The 16,594-nt window shown below is 44.0% G+C and carries 19 protein-coding genes; 5 read left to right on the top strand and 14 right to left on the bottom strand.

Going from position 1 to position 16,594, the window contains the following annotated elements; translation table 11 throughout:
- Positions 1-94: 94 nt before the first annotated feature.
- The 6 genes from AC5O63_RS13140 to gap all read right to left on the bottom strand — a co-directional run bounded on the left by AC5O63_RS13140 (position 95) and on the right by gap (position 6,869).
- A complete protein-coding gene (locus AC5O63_RS13140) occupies positions 95-451 on the bottom strand; it encodes a hypothetical protein (protein ID WP_004748677.1) in 357 nt (118 codons plus the stop codon).
- 176 nt (positions 452-627) lie between these two features.
- The gene (locus AC5O63_RS13135; protein ID WP_494505294.1) at positions 628-1,569 is read right to left on the bottom strand and encodes a ChaN family lipoprotein; all 942 of its coding nucleotides are present in this window, start codon (positions 1,567-1,569) and stop codon (positions 628-630) included.
- Positions 1,570-1,644: 75 nt separating this feature from the next.
- Positions 1,645-2,472, bottom strand: a complete 828-nt coding sequence (gene rlmA, locus AC5O63_RS13130; protein WP_494505293.1) for a 23S rRNA (guanine(745)-N(1))-methyltransferase — start codon at positions 2,470-2,472, stop codon at positions 1,645-1,647.
- Between the two features lie 128 nt (positions 2,473-2,600).
- On the bottom strand, positions 2,601-4,637 hold the full coding sequence (locus tag AC5O63_RS13125) for a methyl-accepting chemotaxis protein (RefSeq protein WP_494505292.1): 2,037 nt from the start codon (positions 4,635-4,637) through the stop codon (positions 2,601-2,603).
- Positions 4,638-4,880: 243 nt separating this feature from the next.
- On the bottom strand, positions 4,881-5,765 hold the full coding sequence (locus AC5O63_RS13120; RefSeq protein WP_494505291.1) for a D-hexose-6-phosphate mutarotase: 885 nt from the start codon (positions 5,763-5,765) through the stop codon (positions 4,881-4,883).
- Between the two features lie 108 nt (positions 5,766-5,873).
- On the bottom strand, positions 5,874-6,869 hold the full coding sequence (gene gap / locus AC5O63_RS13115; protein ID WP_004748683.1) for a type I glyceraldehyde-3-phosphate dehydrogenase: 996 nt from the start codon (positions 6,867-6,869) through the stop codon (positions 5,874-5,876).
- Between the two features lie 311 nt (positions 6,870-7,180).
- On the opposite strand from gap, the gene msrB reads away from it, so the two are divergent.
- Positions 7,181-7,609, top strand: coding sequence for a peptide-methionine (R)-S-oxide reductase MsrB (gene msrB / locus AC5O63_RS13110; protein ID WP_494505290.1), 429 nt, complete (start codon positions 7,181-7,183; stop codon positions 7,607-7,609).
- A 47-nt stretch (positions 7,610-7,656) separates the two neighbouring features.
- Here the strand turns inward: msrB and AC5O63_RS13105 are convergent, their stop codons facing one another.
- Complete coding sequence (locus tag AC5O63_RS13105) at positions 7,657-8,481, bottom strand: DUF2989 domain-containing protein (protein WP_494505289.1); 825 nt, start codon at positions 8,479-8,481, stop codon at positions 7,657-7,659.
- Positions 8,482-8,586: 105 nt separating this feature from the next.
- Between AC5O63_RS13105 and AC5O63_RS13100 the strand changes: the two genes are divergently transcribed.
- Entirely contained in the window at positions 8,587-8,868 is a 282-nt protein-coding gene (locus AC5O63_RS13100; RefSeq protein WP_004749720.1) for a YeaC family protein, read from the top strand.
- Positions 8,869-8,913: 45 nt separating this feature from the next.
- Here the strand turns inward: AC5O63_RS13100 and AC5O63_RS13095 are convergent, their stop codons facing one another.
- The 4 genes from AC5O63_RS13095 to AC5O63_RS13080 all read right to left on the bottom strand — a co-directional run bounded on the left by AC5O63_RS13095 (position 8,914) and on the right by AC5O63_RS13080 (position 12,001).
- Entirely contained in the window at positions 8,914-9,423 is a 510-nt protein-coding gene (locus AC5O63_RS13095; RefSeq protein WP_494505288.1) for a YchJ family protein, read from the bottom strand.
- A gap of 11 nt (positions 9,424-9,434) precedes the next feature.
- Positions 9,435-10,652: an EAL and HDOD domain-containing protein gene (locus AC5O63_RS13090; protein ID WP_494505287.1), complete on the bottom strand. Its 1,218-nt coding sequence runs from the start codon at positions 10,650-10,652 to the stop codon at positions 9,435-9,437.
- Between the two features lie 82 nt (positions 10,653-10,734).
- A complete protein-coding gene (lpxH, locus tag AC5O63_RS13085) occupies positions 10,735-11,463 on the bottom strand; it encodes a UDP-2,3-diacylglucosamine diphosphatase (RefSeq protein ID WP_494505286.1) in 729 nt (242 codons plus the stop codon).
- A 43-nt stretch (positions 11,464-11,506) separates the two neighbouring features.
- Positions 11,507-12,001, bottom strand: a complete 495-nt coding sequence (locus AC5O63_RS13080; protein ID WP_004743696.1) for a peptidylprolyl isomerase — start codon at positions 11,999-12,001, stop codon at positions 11,507-11,509.
- 203 nt (positions 12,002-12,204) lie between these two features.
- Here AC5O63_RS13080 and cysS point away from each other — a divergent pair, with 203 nt between their 5' ends.
- Both cysS and AC5O63_RS13070 read left to right on the top strand, forming a co-directional pair.
- On the top strand, positions 12,205-13,587 hold the full coding sequence (gene cysS, locus AC5O63_RS13075; RefSeq protein ID WP_494505285.1) for a cysteine--tRNA ligase: 1,383 nt from the start codon (positions 12,205-12,207) through the stop codon (positions 13,585-13,587).
- 81 nt (positions 13,588-13,668) lie between these two features.
- Complete coding sequence (locus AC5O63_RS13070; protein ID WP_494505284.1) at positions 13,669-14,247, top strand: thymidine kinase; 579 nt, start codon at positions 13,669-13,671, stop codon at positions 14,245-14,247.
- Between the two features lie 91 nt (positions 14,248-14,338).
- Here the strand turns inward: AC5O63_RS13070 and infA are convergent, their stop codons facing one another.
- From infA to aat, 3 genes are all read right to left on the bottom strand, one after another.
- Positions 14,339-14,557, bottom strand: a complete 219-nt coding sequence (gene infA / locus AC5O63_RS13065) for a translation initiation factor IF-1 (RefSeq protein WP_001040192.1) — start codon at positions 14,555-14,557, stop codon at positions 14,339-14,341.
- A gap of 80 nt (positions 14,558-14,637) precedes the next feature.
- Entirely contained in the window at positions 14,638-15,336 is a 699-nt protein-coding gene (locus AC5O63_RS13060; protein WP_494505283.1) for an arginyltransferase, read from the bottom strand.
- Positions 15,336-16,055 (bottom strand): leucyl/phenylalanyl-tRNA--protein transferase, encoded by a 720-nt coding sequence (gene aat, locus AC5O63_RS13055; RefSeq protein ID WP_171322616.1) that lies wholly within the window; start codon positions 16,053-16,055, stop codon positions 15,336-15,338. Before aat ends, AC5O63_RS13060 begins: the two co-directional genes overlap by 1 nt.
- Before the next feature lie 20 nt (positions 16,056-16,075).
- Between aat and AC5O63_RS13050 the strand changes: the two genes are divergently transcribed.
- Complete coding sequence (locus tag AC5O63_RS13050; RefSeq protein ID WP_494505282.1) at positions 16,076-16,531, top strand: outer membrane lipoprotein; 456 nt, start codon at positions 16,076-16,078, stop codon at positions 16,529-16,531.
- Positions 16,532-16,594 lie beyond the last annotated feature (63 nt).

Below are 16,594 nucleotides of genomic sequence, written 5' to 3'. Positions count from 1 at the left end.
AGACAAAATTATGGAATGCGTATGGTATCTACGACAAATGACATCCTTTGTCGTGAGGAGAAAAGGCGTCTATTGTCGAGGTGTTACTAGAAAACTATAAGATGGCTAAAAGAATTCCTCCGACTGTTGCCGCAGCGGAAAGATATTGCCCCGCCGAATATGAGCCATCTTGCTCTTCTTCAATTTTATCAGGGTGGTCAATACCTAATGCGCCGTGAGCGAAAGATTCGACTTTATCACCAACGGTTTTATCTCCTTCCTTGGGTACTTTACTCTCTTTTTCGATTTCTTGAAGCGCAGCCAATAGCGCTTTTCCTTCATCTGAAAGCGTGACTTTATTTTGTTCAACCTTAAGTGGGGCTTGACCCGCATTCGATTCGGGTGCCGTTGCTTGAGGCTTTACCTGCTGGGTTGGTGACAGCTTTGCCGCCTCCATTCCTACTGGTGTCATAATGCTCTCCTTACATCATCCTCAGACAATATATCGACCGCTTAGTTAAAAACTTGTGCAAATTATTTAAAATTTGAATTAAAAATAATAAAGCATAAATCGTGCCCAATTTATAACTTTCAAGCTAGCCTTTCTCATTTGATGGGACTTGATGGTAAGAAGAGCAATTACAGTGCCTATTTACACGCTAAATCATCGTTTCGCTTAGACAGATGTTTATAAGCCGCCATTCTATTTTCCATTTTTATATAGCGAACAGGTGGCGCTAAGACTTCAAGTGGGTAATCCTGCCCCTCTAACTCTACTGGTGAATCTGTTGGAGTGATGACGACGACATTAAGATTCGGATTGCGCTTAATTATCGACGCCTTTGTTCCAAATCCTTGCTCTGAATGGAATTTTCCTGCGATGTGGATGACTTGTTTACTTGGGTTACTTGCCAAGTAATTAACGATGCTTTCCGCCATGGTTTCATCCCAAGTCACTTGAGCGGCAAATTGGCGTTCAGTTTGTTCTGGCTTGCCATGGTGCATAGAAGCCATGAACTTCTCTTTATAGGCGCTGTTAGACGTATCTATGGTTGCAGCCAATTGCTGTCGTTCGCTGGAATTCAGCTTGTCTAGGTAGCCAACCCCTTGCCGCCCAATGCAGCGCACGATGGGCTTAGGTGCATTCGCTGCAATGACATCTAGCTGATTTGCTTTCGCAAACTCAACTAAAGGGCGGTAGTCACTTTCATAGTTTGGCCAAGCTGCGCCTTGTTTGATCAGTACTTGTTCACCAATCTCACTTGCTAGATAAGAATCAACAACGCTTTGTTTATCGCGTGAGAATTGCTCCATGGATAGCGCGACGTCTTTGCTTTGATTGACGAGTTGCTTAAGCAGATCGACTTGGAAGCGATGTATGCCTGCATGGGTGTGCCATTCACCAACAAGAATAACATCGGCAGTTTTCAGTGGCTCTGGAAGCGAATCAATAGAAACAACTTGTTTTTCAGGGGTGTATAGCTGGTAGTCGTAGTAGCTGCTAATTGATTGTTGCTCAGGAGAAAGAGGGGAGCTTGAACAAGCGGCAAGAGCAAAGCAGCTGAGAGAAGTGGCAATGAGCCTAAACATAAATGGCCTCCATTAGATTGTTCGGCAATAGTAATGGAGGCCAGAATAGAGCTCAATAAAAATGAGAATTATTATCTATTGAGGTGCTTTCTTACGATAAATGCGGATCATAAAATCAGCCTCACACTCAAAAAGTGTAGCTGACTTTAGTTTATCTCGAAGAGTGTCAGAGGCCTTCCACGCAAATGGTGTCATCTGGAGTAGATCGTAACCATCTCCATCGCTGAGTTGCATTATGTATGACAGTTTTTCTTGTTGTTCTAAGTCAAAGCCGGCAATGATTTCAGCCTCTTCACTGTGAAGCCTAACATCAGGATAGATTTCGTCTCTAAGTTGGTAGAGGTGGCGTCCTGCGGGAGTCACTGTGACAACAATGCCCGAGTCAGCAACCACGCGAGATAGCTCTTCTGCTTTGCATGGCGCGTAGATACGTAGTACCGCATCTAGGCTGTCATTTTCGAATGGTAGTCGATGGCTTGAAGCAACCGAAAAATGGCAGTTCGAGTAGCGCTTAGCAGCATAGCGAATCGCAACTTTAGAGATATCTAATCCGTAGGTTTTGGACTGCGCATATTGGTTTGTTAGATGGGAGGCCACTTCAGTGGTGTAGTAGCCTTCACCGCAACCAATATCAAGAAGCCGATGCTGTGATCCCGAAAGGAACTCAGCACACAATTGAGCTACACGCTCTTTGAGTGGGCGATAGTGATCTTTTTCTAGAAAGCGACGACGCGCCTGCATCATTTCTTTATTATCGCCGGGATCTTTAGAACGCTTGTACTGAACAGGCATCAGATTGATATAACCTTCCTTCGCTAGGTCAAAGGCGTGATTGTTCTGACAACGATATGTGCGCTCTGAAAGCGTAAGGTTCTCGTGACATAAAGGGCAGGTGTAAGACATAACAGGCTCTGGTGAAAACTAACAAGGCGGAGTTTATCAGGAAGCGTAAAGTCAAACTAGCGAGCAGAGTGCTGACTCAACAAAAAAGCAGCGCCGCGGCGCTGCTTATGATTGTAAAAGCTAGAAACTTAGTGGAAGAAGTCCACCTGTTGTTTCAATGACGCAGCTTGCTTAATCAAATGATCGGCGCTTTGGGTCGTTTTAGCGCTTGTCTCACGACTTTCTCGGTTCAACTCACTAATAGAATTTGCGTTAGAGGCAATCTCTTGAGAGACATTCGCTTGCTCTTCGGAAGTCGCGGCAATGGTATCCGCCTGACCCGCAATTGATTGAACTTGAGAGGCGATCGTTTCGAGTGCTATGCCCGCTTCCTGCGCCTTGTCTAACACTTGATTAGCATTGACTTGGCTCTTGTTCATCATATCCACCGCATTACTGGTTGAGCCTTTAAGCTTATCAATGATAGACACCACGTCTTTTACTGATGTTTGAGTCCTGTGGGCTAGAGTTCGTACTTCATCAGCAACGACTGCAAACCCACGACCTTGCTCGCCTGCACGCGCCGCTTCGATGGCAGCATTAAGCGCCAGTAGGTTGGTTTGCTCGGCGATCTCATCGATCATTTTAGTCACGGTTTGAATCGCTTCGCTGTCTAGGTTGACCTGCTCAATCGCCTTCGCAGAGTTGTCTAACTGGTCGTTGAGTTGGGCAACATCGATACAGACAGTCTCAACAACATCGAGCCCTGATTGACTGTCTTGATTGGTCAAGCGAACATTTTCGGCTATTGCTTCCACCTGCTGAGCAACCGCTTGTGCAGAAGAGGCCATCTCTTCGATTGCAGTGGCAACTTGTTCTACCTGTTGCTGTTGAACATCAGATTGGCTTAAATTGCGCTTGGCGTCGCTAGACACGCTTTGTGATGCAGCCTGAACAGAATCGCTGGTCGAACGGATTTCTCCTACTAAGGTGTTTAGCTGGGTTGCCATATTCGCAACCCCATTGCTGAGGTTAATAATCTCGTTGTTTGACTTTTTACCCGTAGAAGGGATATCTAGGCTAACTTCTCCTTTTGCCAGCCTCGTCATGTAGCCATTTAATACGGTCAGTGGCTTTAGATTACGATTTAGGAAAACGGTTAGAATGATAAACGTAGCAATCGCGACAATAGTAGCAATGGTAATAATGAGCTTAAGCAGTGTGTCACTTCCTTTGGTCACCTCCTTGATGAAGGTGCCACCGAGTAGTTTCCAGTTCCAACCAGGGACTTCGGTATAAACAAGATACTTTTCCCCAACCGTACCTTGATATTCGTAAGGGTAACGAATCAAGCCACTTTTTTGCTCAAAGATTTGGTGGAACGGTTTATTGCCGTTGTAGTCAGATACCTCAATAATTGACGGGGCACTCTCATCATGGACAGGATGTAGCAAGTATTTGCCAAGGTTATCTTCTCGGTTGTCGACCACAATAGTGTATCCCGTCTCTCCCCATTTGATGGATTCCAAAGACTTATAGAGATTTTGTGTTGCTTGCTCGACAGGTAGCCCAATGAAAGAGAGACCGTTCACTTGTCCAGAGGCATTTTTGATCGGAGCGTAGTAGGTGATATAGCTTTCACCAAACAGTTTGACCTGCGCGTAGTAGGGCTGGCCATTCATCAATTGGTTATAGCCAGGATGGTCCTTACCTAGAGTTGAACCGACAACGCGTTGTCCAGAAGGATTTTTTAAAGAAGTCGCAACGCGAATGAAATCACCGTTCAAGGGAGCAAAGATAGTGGCTACTGCGCCTGTGTCACGAGTAAAACTATCTACAAGCTTAGTATCACCAATTAAGCTCTCGCCATACTGGGTAATATTGGGGATCGACTTGCCGTTAAAATCGACGCTGTAATCCTCGACATAAACACCGGCAAGATAGCCATTTCTAAAGGTAGATTCGAGCACTTTAGCAGTATGCAAATAGGCATCAAATTGACCTGCGATGGTCATCGCCATGGCTTCAACTTCTGACTGGTGTCCTTTCAGAGTAGTATCGAGCAGTACTTTGGAAGCGTTGCGGTAAACGAGTGTCGCTGTACCCGCGAATGAAATTAGCAAACAAAGCAGTATGACCAGTTTTAACTGAAATCCGACGCTTTGGTTTTTGAGTTTTTCGAACATTTCTAGTTATCCTGTCTTTAATAGACTCTTGTTATCATTGAAAAATGAATCTTTCAGCAGCAAAAAATCAGGAATAATAATAGCGATTTATAAAATGTCTATAATTGATTCGTATTAATGATTTTAAAGATAACGGAGTCGAAGGTATAAAGGCTGCACGCCTAGAAGCAAAAGACCGGGTGGATCAAGAAGAAATTTCGGCAGAAAGGCAAAGCGCGGGTATCGCTACCCGCGACAATTCATCTACTTGGTGGCAATCTTAGTGATCAGTTGATGACTTTGATTGGGTTGCAGTGTTTTACCTTGCTCGATTGACGGTGCATGCAGGGTTGACTCGACACACAGGAAAGTCTTGTAACCGTCGTCCTGCATATCTGCCATTCCTTGAGCGCCTTCCGCCCATGGATTCCACAGTACAGCGGAATTGTGACCTTGGTTTTCAACCAATACTGAGCGATTCAGTACAGGGTCTTCAACAACAATCTGCTCTGATGGTTGAGTGTAAACGCGGTCAATAGTGTCAGTCAGTTGCAGTACATCGCCACCTTGACAGATTTCGCCACCTTTCAGGCTATCAATGTACTCTGCGCCCATGCCAGTTGTTTTCGCTTGCTCAATATCACCAACGGTTAAGTAGGTGTGCAGCGCGCCAGAGAACATCCAAGGTTGGTCATCGGTGTTAGTCACATCTAGGGTGACTTTGAGTTCATCGCCAATCTCAACCAGTAAGTGAGCTTGGAACTGGTGAGGCCAAACTGCCAGTGTTGATTCGGATGGCAATAAACCAAGTTCAATAATTACACCATTTTCATTCTCACGATGTTCAAGTAATGTCCATTCACTGTTGCGCGCGAAGCCATGTGCAGGTGCAGCGATACGACCAAACCACGGCCAGCAAACTGGAATACCGCCACGCAGGGCTGCTTTACCATCAAAGACGGCTTGCTCGCTCATCCAGATGAGGTCTTCTTGACCTTGGGGCTTAAATGAAAGGACATGCCCACCATGAAGGGCAATACAAGCGGTCGCTTTATCATGTATCACGCGAGCGACCTTCACTTGATCGATTTCTACGATTGTGACGTTATCAGAGAGAACAGTAAGGGCAGGGAGAGTGGTTAAATCCATGTTCTGTTTCCTAGTGCAATTAGAGACTCAAAATTCAGATACAAAAAAGGCGACTCGAAAGTCGCCTTTTACAAGATTCTGCGCTAAACGCTAATCTTTAAGTAATGATTACTTAGAGATGTGTGCGATTAGGTCTAGAACTTTGTTTGAGTAACCGATTTCGTTGTCGTACCAAGATACAACTTTAACGAAGTTATCAGTTAGAGCGATACCAGCTTTAGCATCGAATACTGAAGTTTGAACTTCACCGATGAAGTCTTGAGAAACAACTTGGTCTTCAGTGTAACCTAGAACACCTTTAAGAGCGCCTTCAGATGCTGCTTTCATAGCTGCACAGATAGCTTCGTAAGATGCACCGTTCTTAAGGTTAACAGTTAGGTCAACTACAGAAACGTTAGCAGTTGGTACGCGGAAAGCCATACCAGTTAGTTTGCCGTTTAGTTCTGGAAGAACAACACCTACAGCTTTAGCAGCACCAGTTGAAGATGGGATGATGTTCTGAGAAGCACCACGACCACCGCGCCAGTCTTTAGCAGAAGGACCGTCTACAGTTTTTTGAGTTGCTGTAGTCGCGTGAACTGTAGTCATAAGACCAGATTCGATACCGAACTCGTCGTTAAGAACTTTAGCGATAGGCGCTAGACAGTTAGTAGTACAAGAAGCGTTAGAAACGATGTCTTGACCAGCGTAAGTGTCTTGGTTAACACCCATTACGAACATTGGAGTAGCGTCTTTTGAAGGACCAGTTAGAACAACTTTCTTCGCGCCAGCAGTGATGTGCTTACGAGCAGTCTCGTCTGTTAGGAAAAGACCAGTAGCTTCAGCTACAACGTCAACGTCGATAGCATCCCATTTTAGATCTTCTGGGTTGCGCTCAGCAGTAACACGTACAGTCTTACCGTTAACGATTAGGTTACCACCTTCAACTTCAACAGTACCGTTGAAACGGCCGTGAGTTGAGTCGTACTTAAGCATGTATGCCATGTACTCTACGTCGATAAGGTCGTTAATACCTACAACTTCGATGTCGTTACGCTCTTGCGCTGCACGGAAAACGAAACGGCCGATACGGCCAAAACCGTTAATACCTACTTTGATAGTCATTATAGTTGCTCCACAACTTAATTTCTGATTAAAGATAACTGGTAGTAAAATTACAGAATCCAGTCAAAATCTGCAACAGATAATCGGACTTAACTTGTTTAAAGTCAAAAAAAAGCGTCGCTTTTTTTCACAATTAGTCTTAATTGGCGATGTTTTGAACGGAAAACTGATTTTTTCCCTAACCAGTTGACGTAAAATAGTTCAGATGTCGACAGCAATGCTGAAAGTTTAACCATCCTGTTATGGTTTCAAAGTATGTGCTACAAAAGTAATTGAGTGCAAGTTTTTCAAAAAAAAAGTCATAATTAAAAATGAGAATATGGAGATTTTTTGCCGTGGAACAAAACAAAGAAAAAATGATGAAGCCTGATGAGCACTGGCGTGAAGTGCTATCAGATGAAGAATACAGAGTATGTCGAGAGCAAGGGACAGAAGCGCCTTTTAGCGGTAAGTTGTTGCATAATAAACAGACGGGTATTTACTCATGTACCTGTTGCCAAGCGCCTCTTTTCAGCTCTGACAATAAATACGACTCTGGGTGTGGTTGGCCGAGTTTTGATGCCCCTGCATCAAGTGAGGCTATTCGTTATTTAGAAGATCTAAGTCACGGAATGGTGCGTACAGAGATAAGATGTGCAGCCTGTGATAGCCATTTAGGTCACGTTTTTCCTGATGGACCGAAAACAACAGGTGAGAGATTCTGTGTTAACTCAGTGTCGTTAATTTTCAACAATTCATAAAAAAGCGGTGATTTAATCACCGCTCTCTGTTTCATCCTTACATGTGTTTAAGATTGCTTAAACTTAGGGATCATCGCCGCGTTGAAGGTGCCGCTCATGATGGCATCTTCAAACTGATCAGCAATTTCGTCGAGTTGCTTATAAATACTGCTATCAAATCCATAAAGAAGCTGAAGTTCACTTTCCGAAGCAATAGGAACCTCAAATTTTTGCGCAACCATAGTCCAAACGTAAGCTTCTTTCTTCATTCCTAGTCGGTAAGTGGTGCTAGCTAGGGATTTGAACACTTCATTATTGATATTGCTTTGGTTAGTTAGCTCTAGGGTGTGGATCAGAAGCTGACGCGTTTTTTCTTGGTCTCGGCTGGTGTAAAAGGTTGCGAGGGCGTATTGCATTTCTGCTGTTTCTAATGCTTTCGTCCCTTCAAGCTGAAGGAAGCTTCGGCGTGCATCATCACTGCCAATCTGGCTCCACAAAAAGTAAAGTGATTGTGGTGAGTCTGACTTTTTGAGTATTGCGACAATGCTGTCTAAATCTTCCCCGGAATTAACCAGAGCATTAAAGCGTTGTTGCTTGAGCCCTTTTTGGTCTAGCGGTTGTATCTGAGAAGCCAGCTCTAAGCATTTTTTATAGGCCGCAACATACTCGTACTCTTTAATCCGATTATTGTCTGTCGGATTTTTTAATACTTCGAATCGGTGCCATACCAAATCAGTCCTTGGAACTCGACATTGACCATCACCCATGTTTAGGCGCTCACATTGTAGAGCAGGTTGGCTCTCACATAACTGATCGGTATTTTTGTTCGTTTCAAAACACCCGACTAAGGTGACACTGAGACCGAATAGAGTAAGTAGCTTGATTGATTTCATACTGTCGTTGCTTGTGATCCGTTACACTTATTTATTGTAGTTTTCTTGACTGAGTCTACTGGCCAGTTAAGGTTCGCTTATCGCGACTGATTTTAAGGATAGACCATGGACGCAGAGCAGTTAATTAATGCCATCACACCTGAGGCTTATGAGCGTCTACTTTTTGCTGTAGAAACAGGTAAGTGGCCTGAGGGTACCCCACTTTCTCAAGAGCAGCGAGACTCTTGTATGCAAGCTGTGATGTTGTATCAATCTAAGCATAATGCAGAAGCGCAACATATGACAGTTGCGCAGGGCGGAGAAATTAGCTTTAAGTCGAAAGCTGAACTAAAAAAACAGTTTCAGCAGGGGCAAGAAGATATTGTTCGAGTGAATCCAAACGATTAACTTAAGAGGTAAAAAGGCAGGTTTGAATCCTGCCTTTTCATTATCTTAACCACAGCACTTTTTAAACTTCTTACCACTACCGCAAATGCAAGGATCGTTGCGACCCACTTTTAAGTTTTGAACAGGTTGTGACAGTCTTGGATCAAGTGGCTGTTCAGCTTCTTGCGTTTGTGGGAATGAACCGTCAATGTAGTACCAAAGCTCTTGCTCCTTGAGAAAGCGCGAGCGTTCTTCAAGACAATACTCTTGCCCATCCTGTTTAAAATAAGCCTTAAAAGTGACAAACCCTTCGTTGTCATGGCTACCAGGCTCTGCGCCGAGCACTTCTAAGCCACACCAGTCACTGTTGATTGAGTCTGTGATGGCTTCGCGCTCTTGCTGCGCATGGCAACTTGGGTGGTAGGTATTGATCACGTAATCGACCAAGCCCTTTACGTGAGCTGAGTAACGAGAACGCATCAGTTGTTCAGGTGTTTTAGCCTTTGAGTGGTCGTGATGGATTGGCTCGCAGCACTCACTGTAATCCTTTGGGTTTCCACAAGGACACGAATTCATAAAAACTCCGATTAATTCGTTTTTACAGAAAGAAGATCAGCCGTCCATTTAACAGACGAGTCATAACATTCACTCAAAACGATTTCATCAACACCGATTGAGTCACAGTGGCGGCGAACTTCTTCCCATTGGGCTTGTTCGTATGCTTTAGTCAGCATCAAAATTTCGCCTAGTATGCCTTCATTCTTGGTGATTGCGAGTTTTATTGACTCATCGACAGAGATTTCTTCAACGATTTGCTCTAGTGGCCTATCCAACAAGCTATCAAGCAGTGAGAACATACCCGTTAAAAATGCTTGGCCTGACTCAAACTTAGCGTCTAATCGTGAGGCGAGTAACTCACAGTATCTTGCTCGTTGAATCGATAGCCCATAAAGATAATCTGGTTTGCTCTCTTGGCTTGAAGCGAGAGATACGAGAGAAATGAACTTGCGTAGTTTGTCTTCACCTAGGTAAACCAAGGCTTGCTTGAATGATTGGATCTTGGTTTGAACTATCGAGGATGAGTTAACAAATGTCAGCAGCTTATAAGAAAGGGTAACGTCTTTGCTGATTAGCGATTCAATCGACTCATAATCCATATCTTGTTTGGAAATTTCGGTAAGTAACTGAATAACCGTCATAAATGAAGGCTCAAGTGACTTACGCGTTATCATCTCTGGTTTACTAAAGAAGTAACCTTGGAAATATTCAAAGCCGGCTTGCTTCGATTGTTCAAATTCTTCGTACGTTTCTACTTTTTCAGCAAGAAACTTTATGTTGGTACCCGCTAAACGAAGAATAAAGTTGCGTGCCTTTTCTATCGGGACGAGGCGAATATCGAATTTGATGATTGAGATATAAGGTAAGAAGGCTCGCCACTCTTTACTTGGGATAAAATCATCTAACGCTATTTTATAACCCGCGGCAGCCATCTCTTTGACGACATCGAGTAATTCTTTTGTCGGTGGGCAATCTTCTAAGATCTCAACAACGAGGTTATCGGCTGGGAATAGGGTAGGCACCTTATTCAATAGGCTTTGGTAAGGGAAGTTAACGAACCCTAGTTTATCGCCCAGTGTCTTATAGTGTGTCGAGAGAAAATGATCTGATAGCAAGCGGCTTGTTGCATGTTCAGGATCGATTTCAGGAAAAGTGTTTTGCGGCCCATCTCTAAAAAGAAGTTCATACCCAACAGTTTGCTTATCTCTGTTGAGTATTGGTTGCCTAGCTATATATGAGTAAGTCAAGATCTATACCACGTTCCATGTTCAAGTTGAGGAAAATTAGTCTTCATTAAGAATGAACTAAATAACGTGAAAAATAAGTGACTTAACCTGCAAAAGGCCGCTGCTGTAACTCAAACCCATTTTTATCGTACACCAAGACCGAGCCTTGTGTGTACCAGTCACCTAGCACAATTCTAGTATAGTCCGTTTCTAGAATTTGGAAGGAATGAACCTTAGGTCTATGTGTATGCCCATGTATCATTAGATCAACATTGTGATGCTGCATAACGTTTTCGACTTCAGATTGAGTCACGTCCATAATATCGAGTGATTTAGTCTGTTTATCCGTTTTGATATCAGACTGGACCTTATTGACAATTTTCTTTTTAACGAACATTGGAATACGATTGAATACCCACTGCAACCAAGGTTGGTGAACTTTAGCGCGATATTCGAGGTACTTCACATCTTGGGTACAGAGCGTGTCTCCATGTAGGACAATCGCCTTACGTCCATAAAGGTCAATAACGGTTTCATCGCCAAGCAATGTTACCCCTGTCTGTAGACTGAATCGTTTGCCAACAAGAAAGTCGCGATTGCCTTGAGTGAAAAAACAAGGAATACCTTTGTCTGTAAGGGTTTTAAATTCAGCACGGATAGATGAAGCGAAATCCGAACGGTCATCATCGCCAATCCAAAACTCAAACAAATCGCCAAGGACGTAAAGTGCATCGGCATGGATTGCTTCTTCACGCATAAAGCGAACAAAACACTGAGTGATGTCGGGAGTTGTCGGGGAAAGGTGTAAATCAGATATAAAAAGTGTGGTCATAGTTAAATAGCAAAAGAGCGCATAACGCGCTCTTTTTTATAGATTATTCTTCGATTGTTGTACCAGTGATCAGTACATCTTCAAGTGGTACATCTTGGTGCATGCCGTAAGAACCTGTGCTCACGCCTTTGATCTTGTTCACGATCTCCATGCCTTCGATCACTTCTCCGAATACACAGTAACCCCAACCGTCAAGACTTTCGCTACGGAAGTCTAGGAACGTGTTGTTGTTAACGTTGATGAAGAACTGAGAGCTAGCAGAGTGCGGCTCCATTGTACGCGCCATAGCAAGCGTGCCTACTTTGTTGCTTAGGCCATTGTTTGCTTCGTTTTTGATCGGTGCACGAGTTGCCTTCTCTTTTAGGCCAGACTCCATGCCACCACCTTGAATCATGAAACCGTCGATAACACGGTGGAATAACGTGTTGTCGTAAAAACCATCACGGCAGTACTGTAGGAAGTTTGCACTTGTTTCAGGTGCTTTCTCTTCGTTTAGTTGAATTTTGATGTCACCAAAATTTGTGTGAAGGGTGATCATGATTTTTTCCTTTAGCTGTGTTTTTTGCTTTGAGCCCAAGATTCTAACTTAACTTTTCAGACATTAATACGTGAAAAGTAAGGGTTGAGACCTGAGTATAGGTGTTAATGATGGCTTTTTGCTCGAATCGGGGATTACCTAATAGAGCGTGACTTGATATACTGAGCCACTATTTTGTTTCACCCAAATATTAGAAAGAGATCATGTTAAAGATATATAACACACTCACAAGACAGAAAGAGGAATTCAAACCAATCAATGCTGGCAAAGTTGGCATGTATGTCTGTGGGGTAACCATCTATGATCTCTGTCATATTGGACACGGTCGTACATTCGTTTCTTTTGACGTTGTTTCACGTTACTTGCGCTACTTAGGCTATGACTTAACGTTTGTTCGTAACATCACGGACATCGACGACAAGATCATCAAGCGCGCGAATGAAAACGGCGAAACTTGTGACTCACTGACTGAGCGTTTAATCGGTGACATGCATGCTGATTTTGATGCTTTGAACATGAAACGTCCTGACATCGAACCTCGTGCGACGGAATACATCGCTGAGATCATTGAATTGGTTCAAAAGCTTATCGAGCGTGGTTTTGCCTACGTTGCTGACAATGGCGATGTCATGTTCGAAATCGCGAAATATGACGATTACGGCAAACTGTCACGCCAAGATCTAGAGCAGCTACAAGCAGGCGCTCGTGTAGAGATTGAAAGTGCTAAGCGCAGCTCTTTAGACTTTGTACTTTGGAAGATGTCTAAGCCAGGAGAACCAACTTGGGAATCACCATGGGGTCCAGGCCGTCCTGGTTGGCACATCGAATGTTCTGCGATGAACTCTTCGATTCTTGGCAACCATTTTGATATTCACGGTGGTGGTTCAGACCTACAGTTCCCGCACCATGAAAATGAAATCGCTCAATCATGCTGTGCGCACGGAACAGATTACGTGAACACTTGGATGCACAGTGGCATGGTTATGGTCGATCGCGAGAAGATGTCGAAATCACTCGGTAACTTCTTCACTATTCGCGATGTGCTTGGTCATTATGATCCTGAAACTGTGCGTTACTTCCTGATGTCAGGTCACTACCGTAGCCAGCTAAACTACAGCGAAGAGAACCTAAACCAAGCGCGCGCATCCCTAGAGCGTCTATACACTTCTTTGCGTGGTCTTGACCTATCAACACCTGCTGCTGGTGGTGAAGAGTACGTTAAGCGTTTCACTGAAGCAATGAACGATGATTTCAACACGCCAGAAGCCTACTCTGTGCTGTTTGATATGGCGCGTGAAATTAACCGCGTGAAGACAGAAGATGTCGCTACCGCAAGCGCACTGGGTTCTCTAATGCGTGAACTGGCAGATGTGATCGGTATTCTTCACCAAGATCCAGAAGCCTTCCTAAAAGGTGATTCTGGCAGCGACGACGAAGTGGCAGAAATTGAAGCACTGATTAAGCTACGTAATGACTCTCGTGCAGCTAAAGATTGGGCAAATGCAGATATGGCACGCGATAAGCTGACAGAAATGGGCATTGTTCTTGAAGATGGCCCTGAAGGGACAACGTGGCGTCGTAAGTAAGCGATACGCATACAAATATTTAAGGGCTGTTAATTCAGCCCTTTTCTTTAAATTTTATTATTTTTATACGGGTAACAAACAGTGGCACAGATGTACTTCTATTACTCAGCAATGAATGCGGGTAAATCAACCACTCTTCTTCAGTCTTCTTTTAACTATCAAGAACGCGGTATGAACCCAGTGATTTTTACCGCTGCTCTAGATGACCGCTACGGTATTGGTAAAGTGAGCTCACGTATTGGTTTGCAGTCAGATGCTCAGCTATTCAATGCCGAGACAAACCTGTATCAAGAGATCTCTGCGCTAAATGAAGTTGAAAAACGTCACTGTATTTTGGTCGATGAGTGTCAGTTTCTGAGTAAAGAGCAAGTTTACCAACTGACCGAAGTCGTAGATAAACTGCATATTCCTGTGCTTTGTTATGGGTTGAGAACAGACTTTCTCGGTGAACTGTTTGAAGGGAGCAAATACCTACTGTCTTGGGCAGACAAATTGATCGAGCTAAAAACCATTTGTCACTGCGGACGTAAAGCCAACATGGTGATTCGCACTGACGAACAGGGTGTGGCGATTAAAGAGGGTGACCAAGTCGCGATTGGTGGCAATGACCGCTATGTATCCGTTTGTCGCGAGCATTATAAAGAGGCGCTAGGGAAATAGACCCTAGTAAGCAGAAACAAAAAAGCGAAGCCATGAGCTTCGCTTTTTTGTCTGTATTCGAATAATTCGGAATGCGCTAGGCAGTCAGAGATTAACGAGCACGGAAGACGATGCGACCTTTTGATAGATCGTATGGAGTCATCTCTACAGTTACTTTGTCACCAGTAAGAATACGGATGTAGTTCTTACGCATTTTACCAGAGATGTGAGCAGTAACTACGTGACCGTTTTCTAGCTCAACACGGAACATTGTGTTTGGTAGAGTATCAAGGACAGTGCCTTGCATCTCAATTACGTCTTCTTTAGCCATTTAATCCTCTTTTAAAAATGGACGATTTCAACCGGCGCATAATGCCGATAAAAATGAATTAAGTAAAGTTGGGGCGTATTCTACCCTTGCCAACGCTGATTTACTAGCCTTTGATGACGCTGAAATCGGACTTTATAGTTCATCGCTGGGCATTCATCGATTTGATAGCCTAGGTAAAGCCATTGTTTACCTTGCTCTTGGCAGTATTGGATTTGGAATAATACCGCCAGTGTACCGAGAGAAAGCGCATAATCCGGGTCAAAATAGGTGTAGAAAGCACTCACGCTGTTGGAAAGAATATCGGTGACGGCGATGGCAATGAGCTTGTCGTGGTCGTAGATATGTAAGAATTGAGTATTAAGCCAAGCACATTGAGAAAACTGAGCGAACTCTTTTTGCTTGGGTGGGTACATAGTCCCGTTACGATGTCTTGTTTCAATGTAACGTGAATAGAGTTCAAACCAGTTATCATCCATCTGCTCATTTAGCTGCCATGAGAAGGCTTTTGCTTTATTCAGCAGTCGTTTCTGGTTGCGAGATGCAACAAAATCAGGGACAGACACTCGGATAGCTTGGCAAGCGCTGCAAAGGTCACAGTGCGGTTTGTAGATGGTATCACCACTGCGTCTGAATCCATTGGCGAGTAAAACCTCGTAGCTCGAACCGCAGTGCATCGTCGGATCGAGAGCGACCGCAACGCGTTCTTGTCTATCTGCCAGATAGCTACAAGGGTGGCAATCGGTTAATCCAATGCGTATTTGTTGCAGATCCGAACTCATTATTCTCCCCATGATTCACTGGTTAATTGCTGTTTTAAGAAACAGTTCTCCAGTAGCGGTTCATTATTATAGGATAGCAGTGTTTGGATAAAGTCTTCACGATTGAGCTCAATTGCGCCAAGAGAAGCAAGATGAGGGTTTAGCACCTGACAATCGATTAGCTTACCGCCGTGTTGTTCAAAATGGCGGCAAAAATACCACAGCGCGATCTTAGATGCGTTCGTTTCTAAACTAAACATCGACTCACCACAAAAAACTTGTCCAATTGAAATCCCATACAGACCGCCAATCAACTTATCAGCGTGCCACACCTCAACTGAGTGACAGTGTCCTTGCTGTGCCAAGGTTTTGTAGGCACTGCGCATTTCTTCATTAAGCCATGTCTCTTCTTTGCTTCGGGTCGAGGCGCAGTAGTCGATGACTTGTTCAGTCGCATGGTTAATCGTCACGCGGTAAGCCAGTTTTCTTTGAAATTTTTTGAGACTTTTGGCCGGTTGAAATGTCTTAGGATCAAAGACAGCACGTGGCGATGGACTCCACCAAAGAATAGGCTCTCCGGGTCCATACCATGGGAAGATGCCATTTTGATAGGCGAGTATTAGCCTTTCTGCACTGAGGTCTCCACCAAAGGCGAGTAAACCATTAGGGTCTGATAACGCATCAAAGGTGGATGGAAACCAAAGTTTGTCGGGATCAAGTTCAGTGAGATAAATCGCCATGAATGAAATGAGGAAAGAAAATGAAGAAGTTATTTTGGATCATATTGGTTTTTCCCTTGATTGCCAATGCAGCCTACCAAAGAAATACGGCTCGCCCAGTCAACGAAGTGGTGTTTGGTCAGGTAGAGACAGTGAGATACATCACTCAGCAAGATATTATTAAATCGAAAGGTTCGGGGTGGGAAACGCTGTTAGGTGCCGTTGTGGGTGGGTTAGTTGGCAACCAGTTTGGCGGTGGTAGCGGCAAAGAAGTGGCAACAGCAGTTGGAGCCGTTGCAGGAGCTGGTATCGCGCGAAGCCAAGCCAATCAAGAGTATTCAGTGGAGTATAAATTGGTAGAAATACTGATTGAAACAGATAAGGGTAAGCTGATTGACGTAATCCAAGATGTCGATAACACCATGTTATTTGAGCGAGGAGACAAAGTTCGTATTCTCTATTTCGATGATGGGGTTCGTGTCGATAAGGAGTATTGATAGGGTTTGTTAGCAGCGGTTGGGTGAGATAATTATTCAGCGCTATTCGTGATTTGGGTCTGG

This window comes from Vibrio sp. SCP2, from assembly GCF_059295395.1.
The sequence above is the reverse complement of the archived record's forward strand: the minus strand, read 5'-3'. Positions and strand labels throughout refer to the sequence as shown.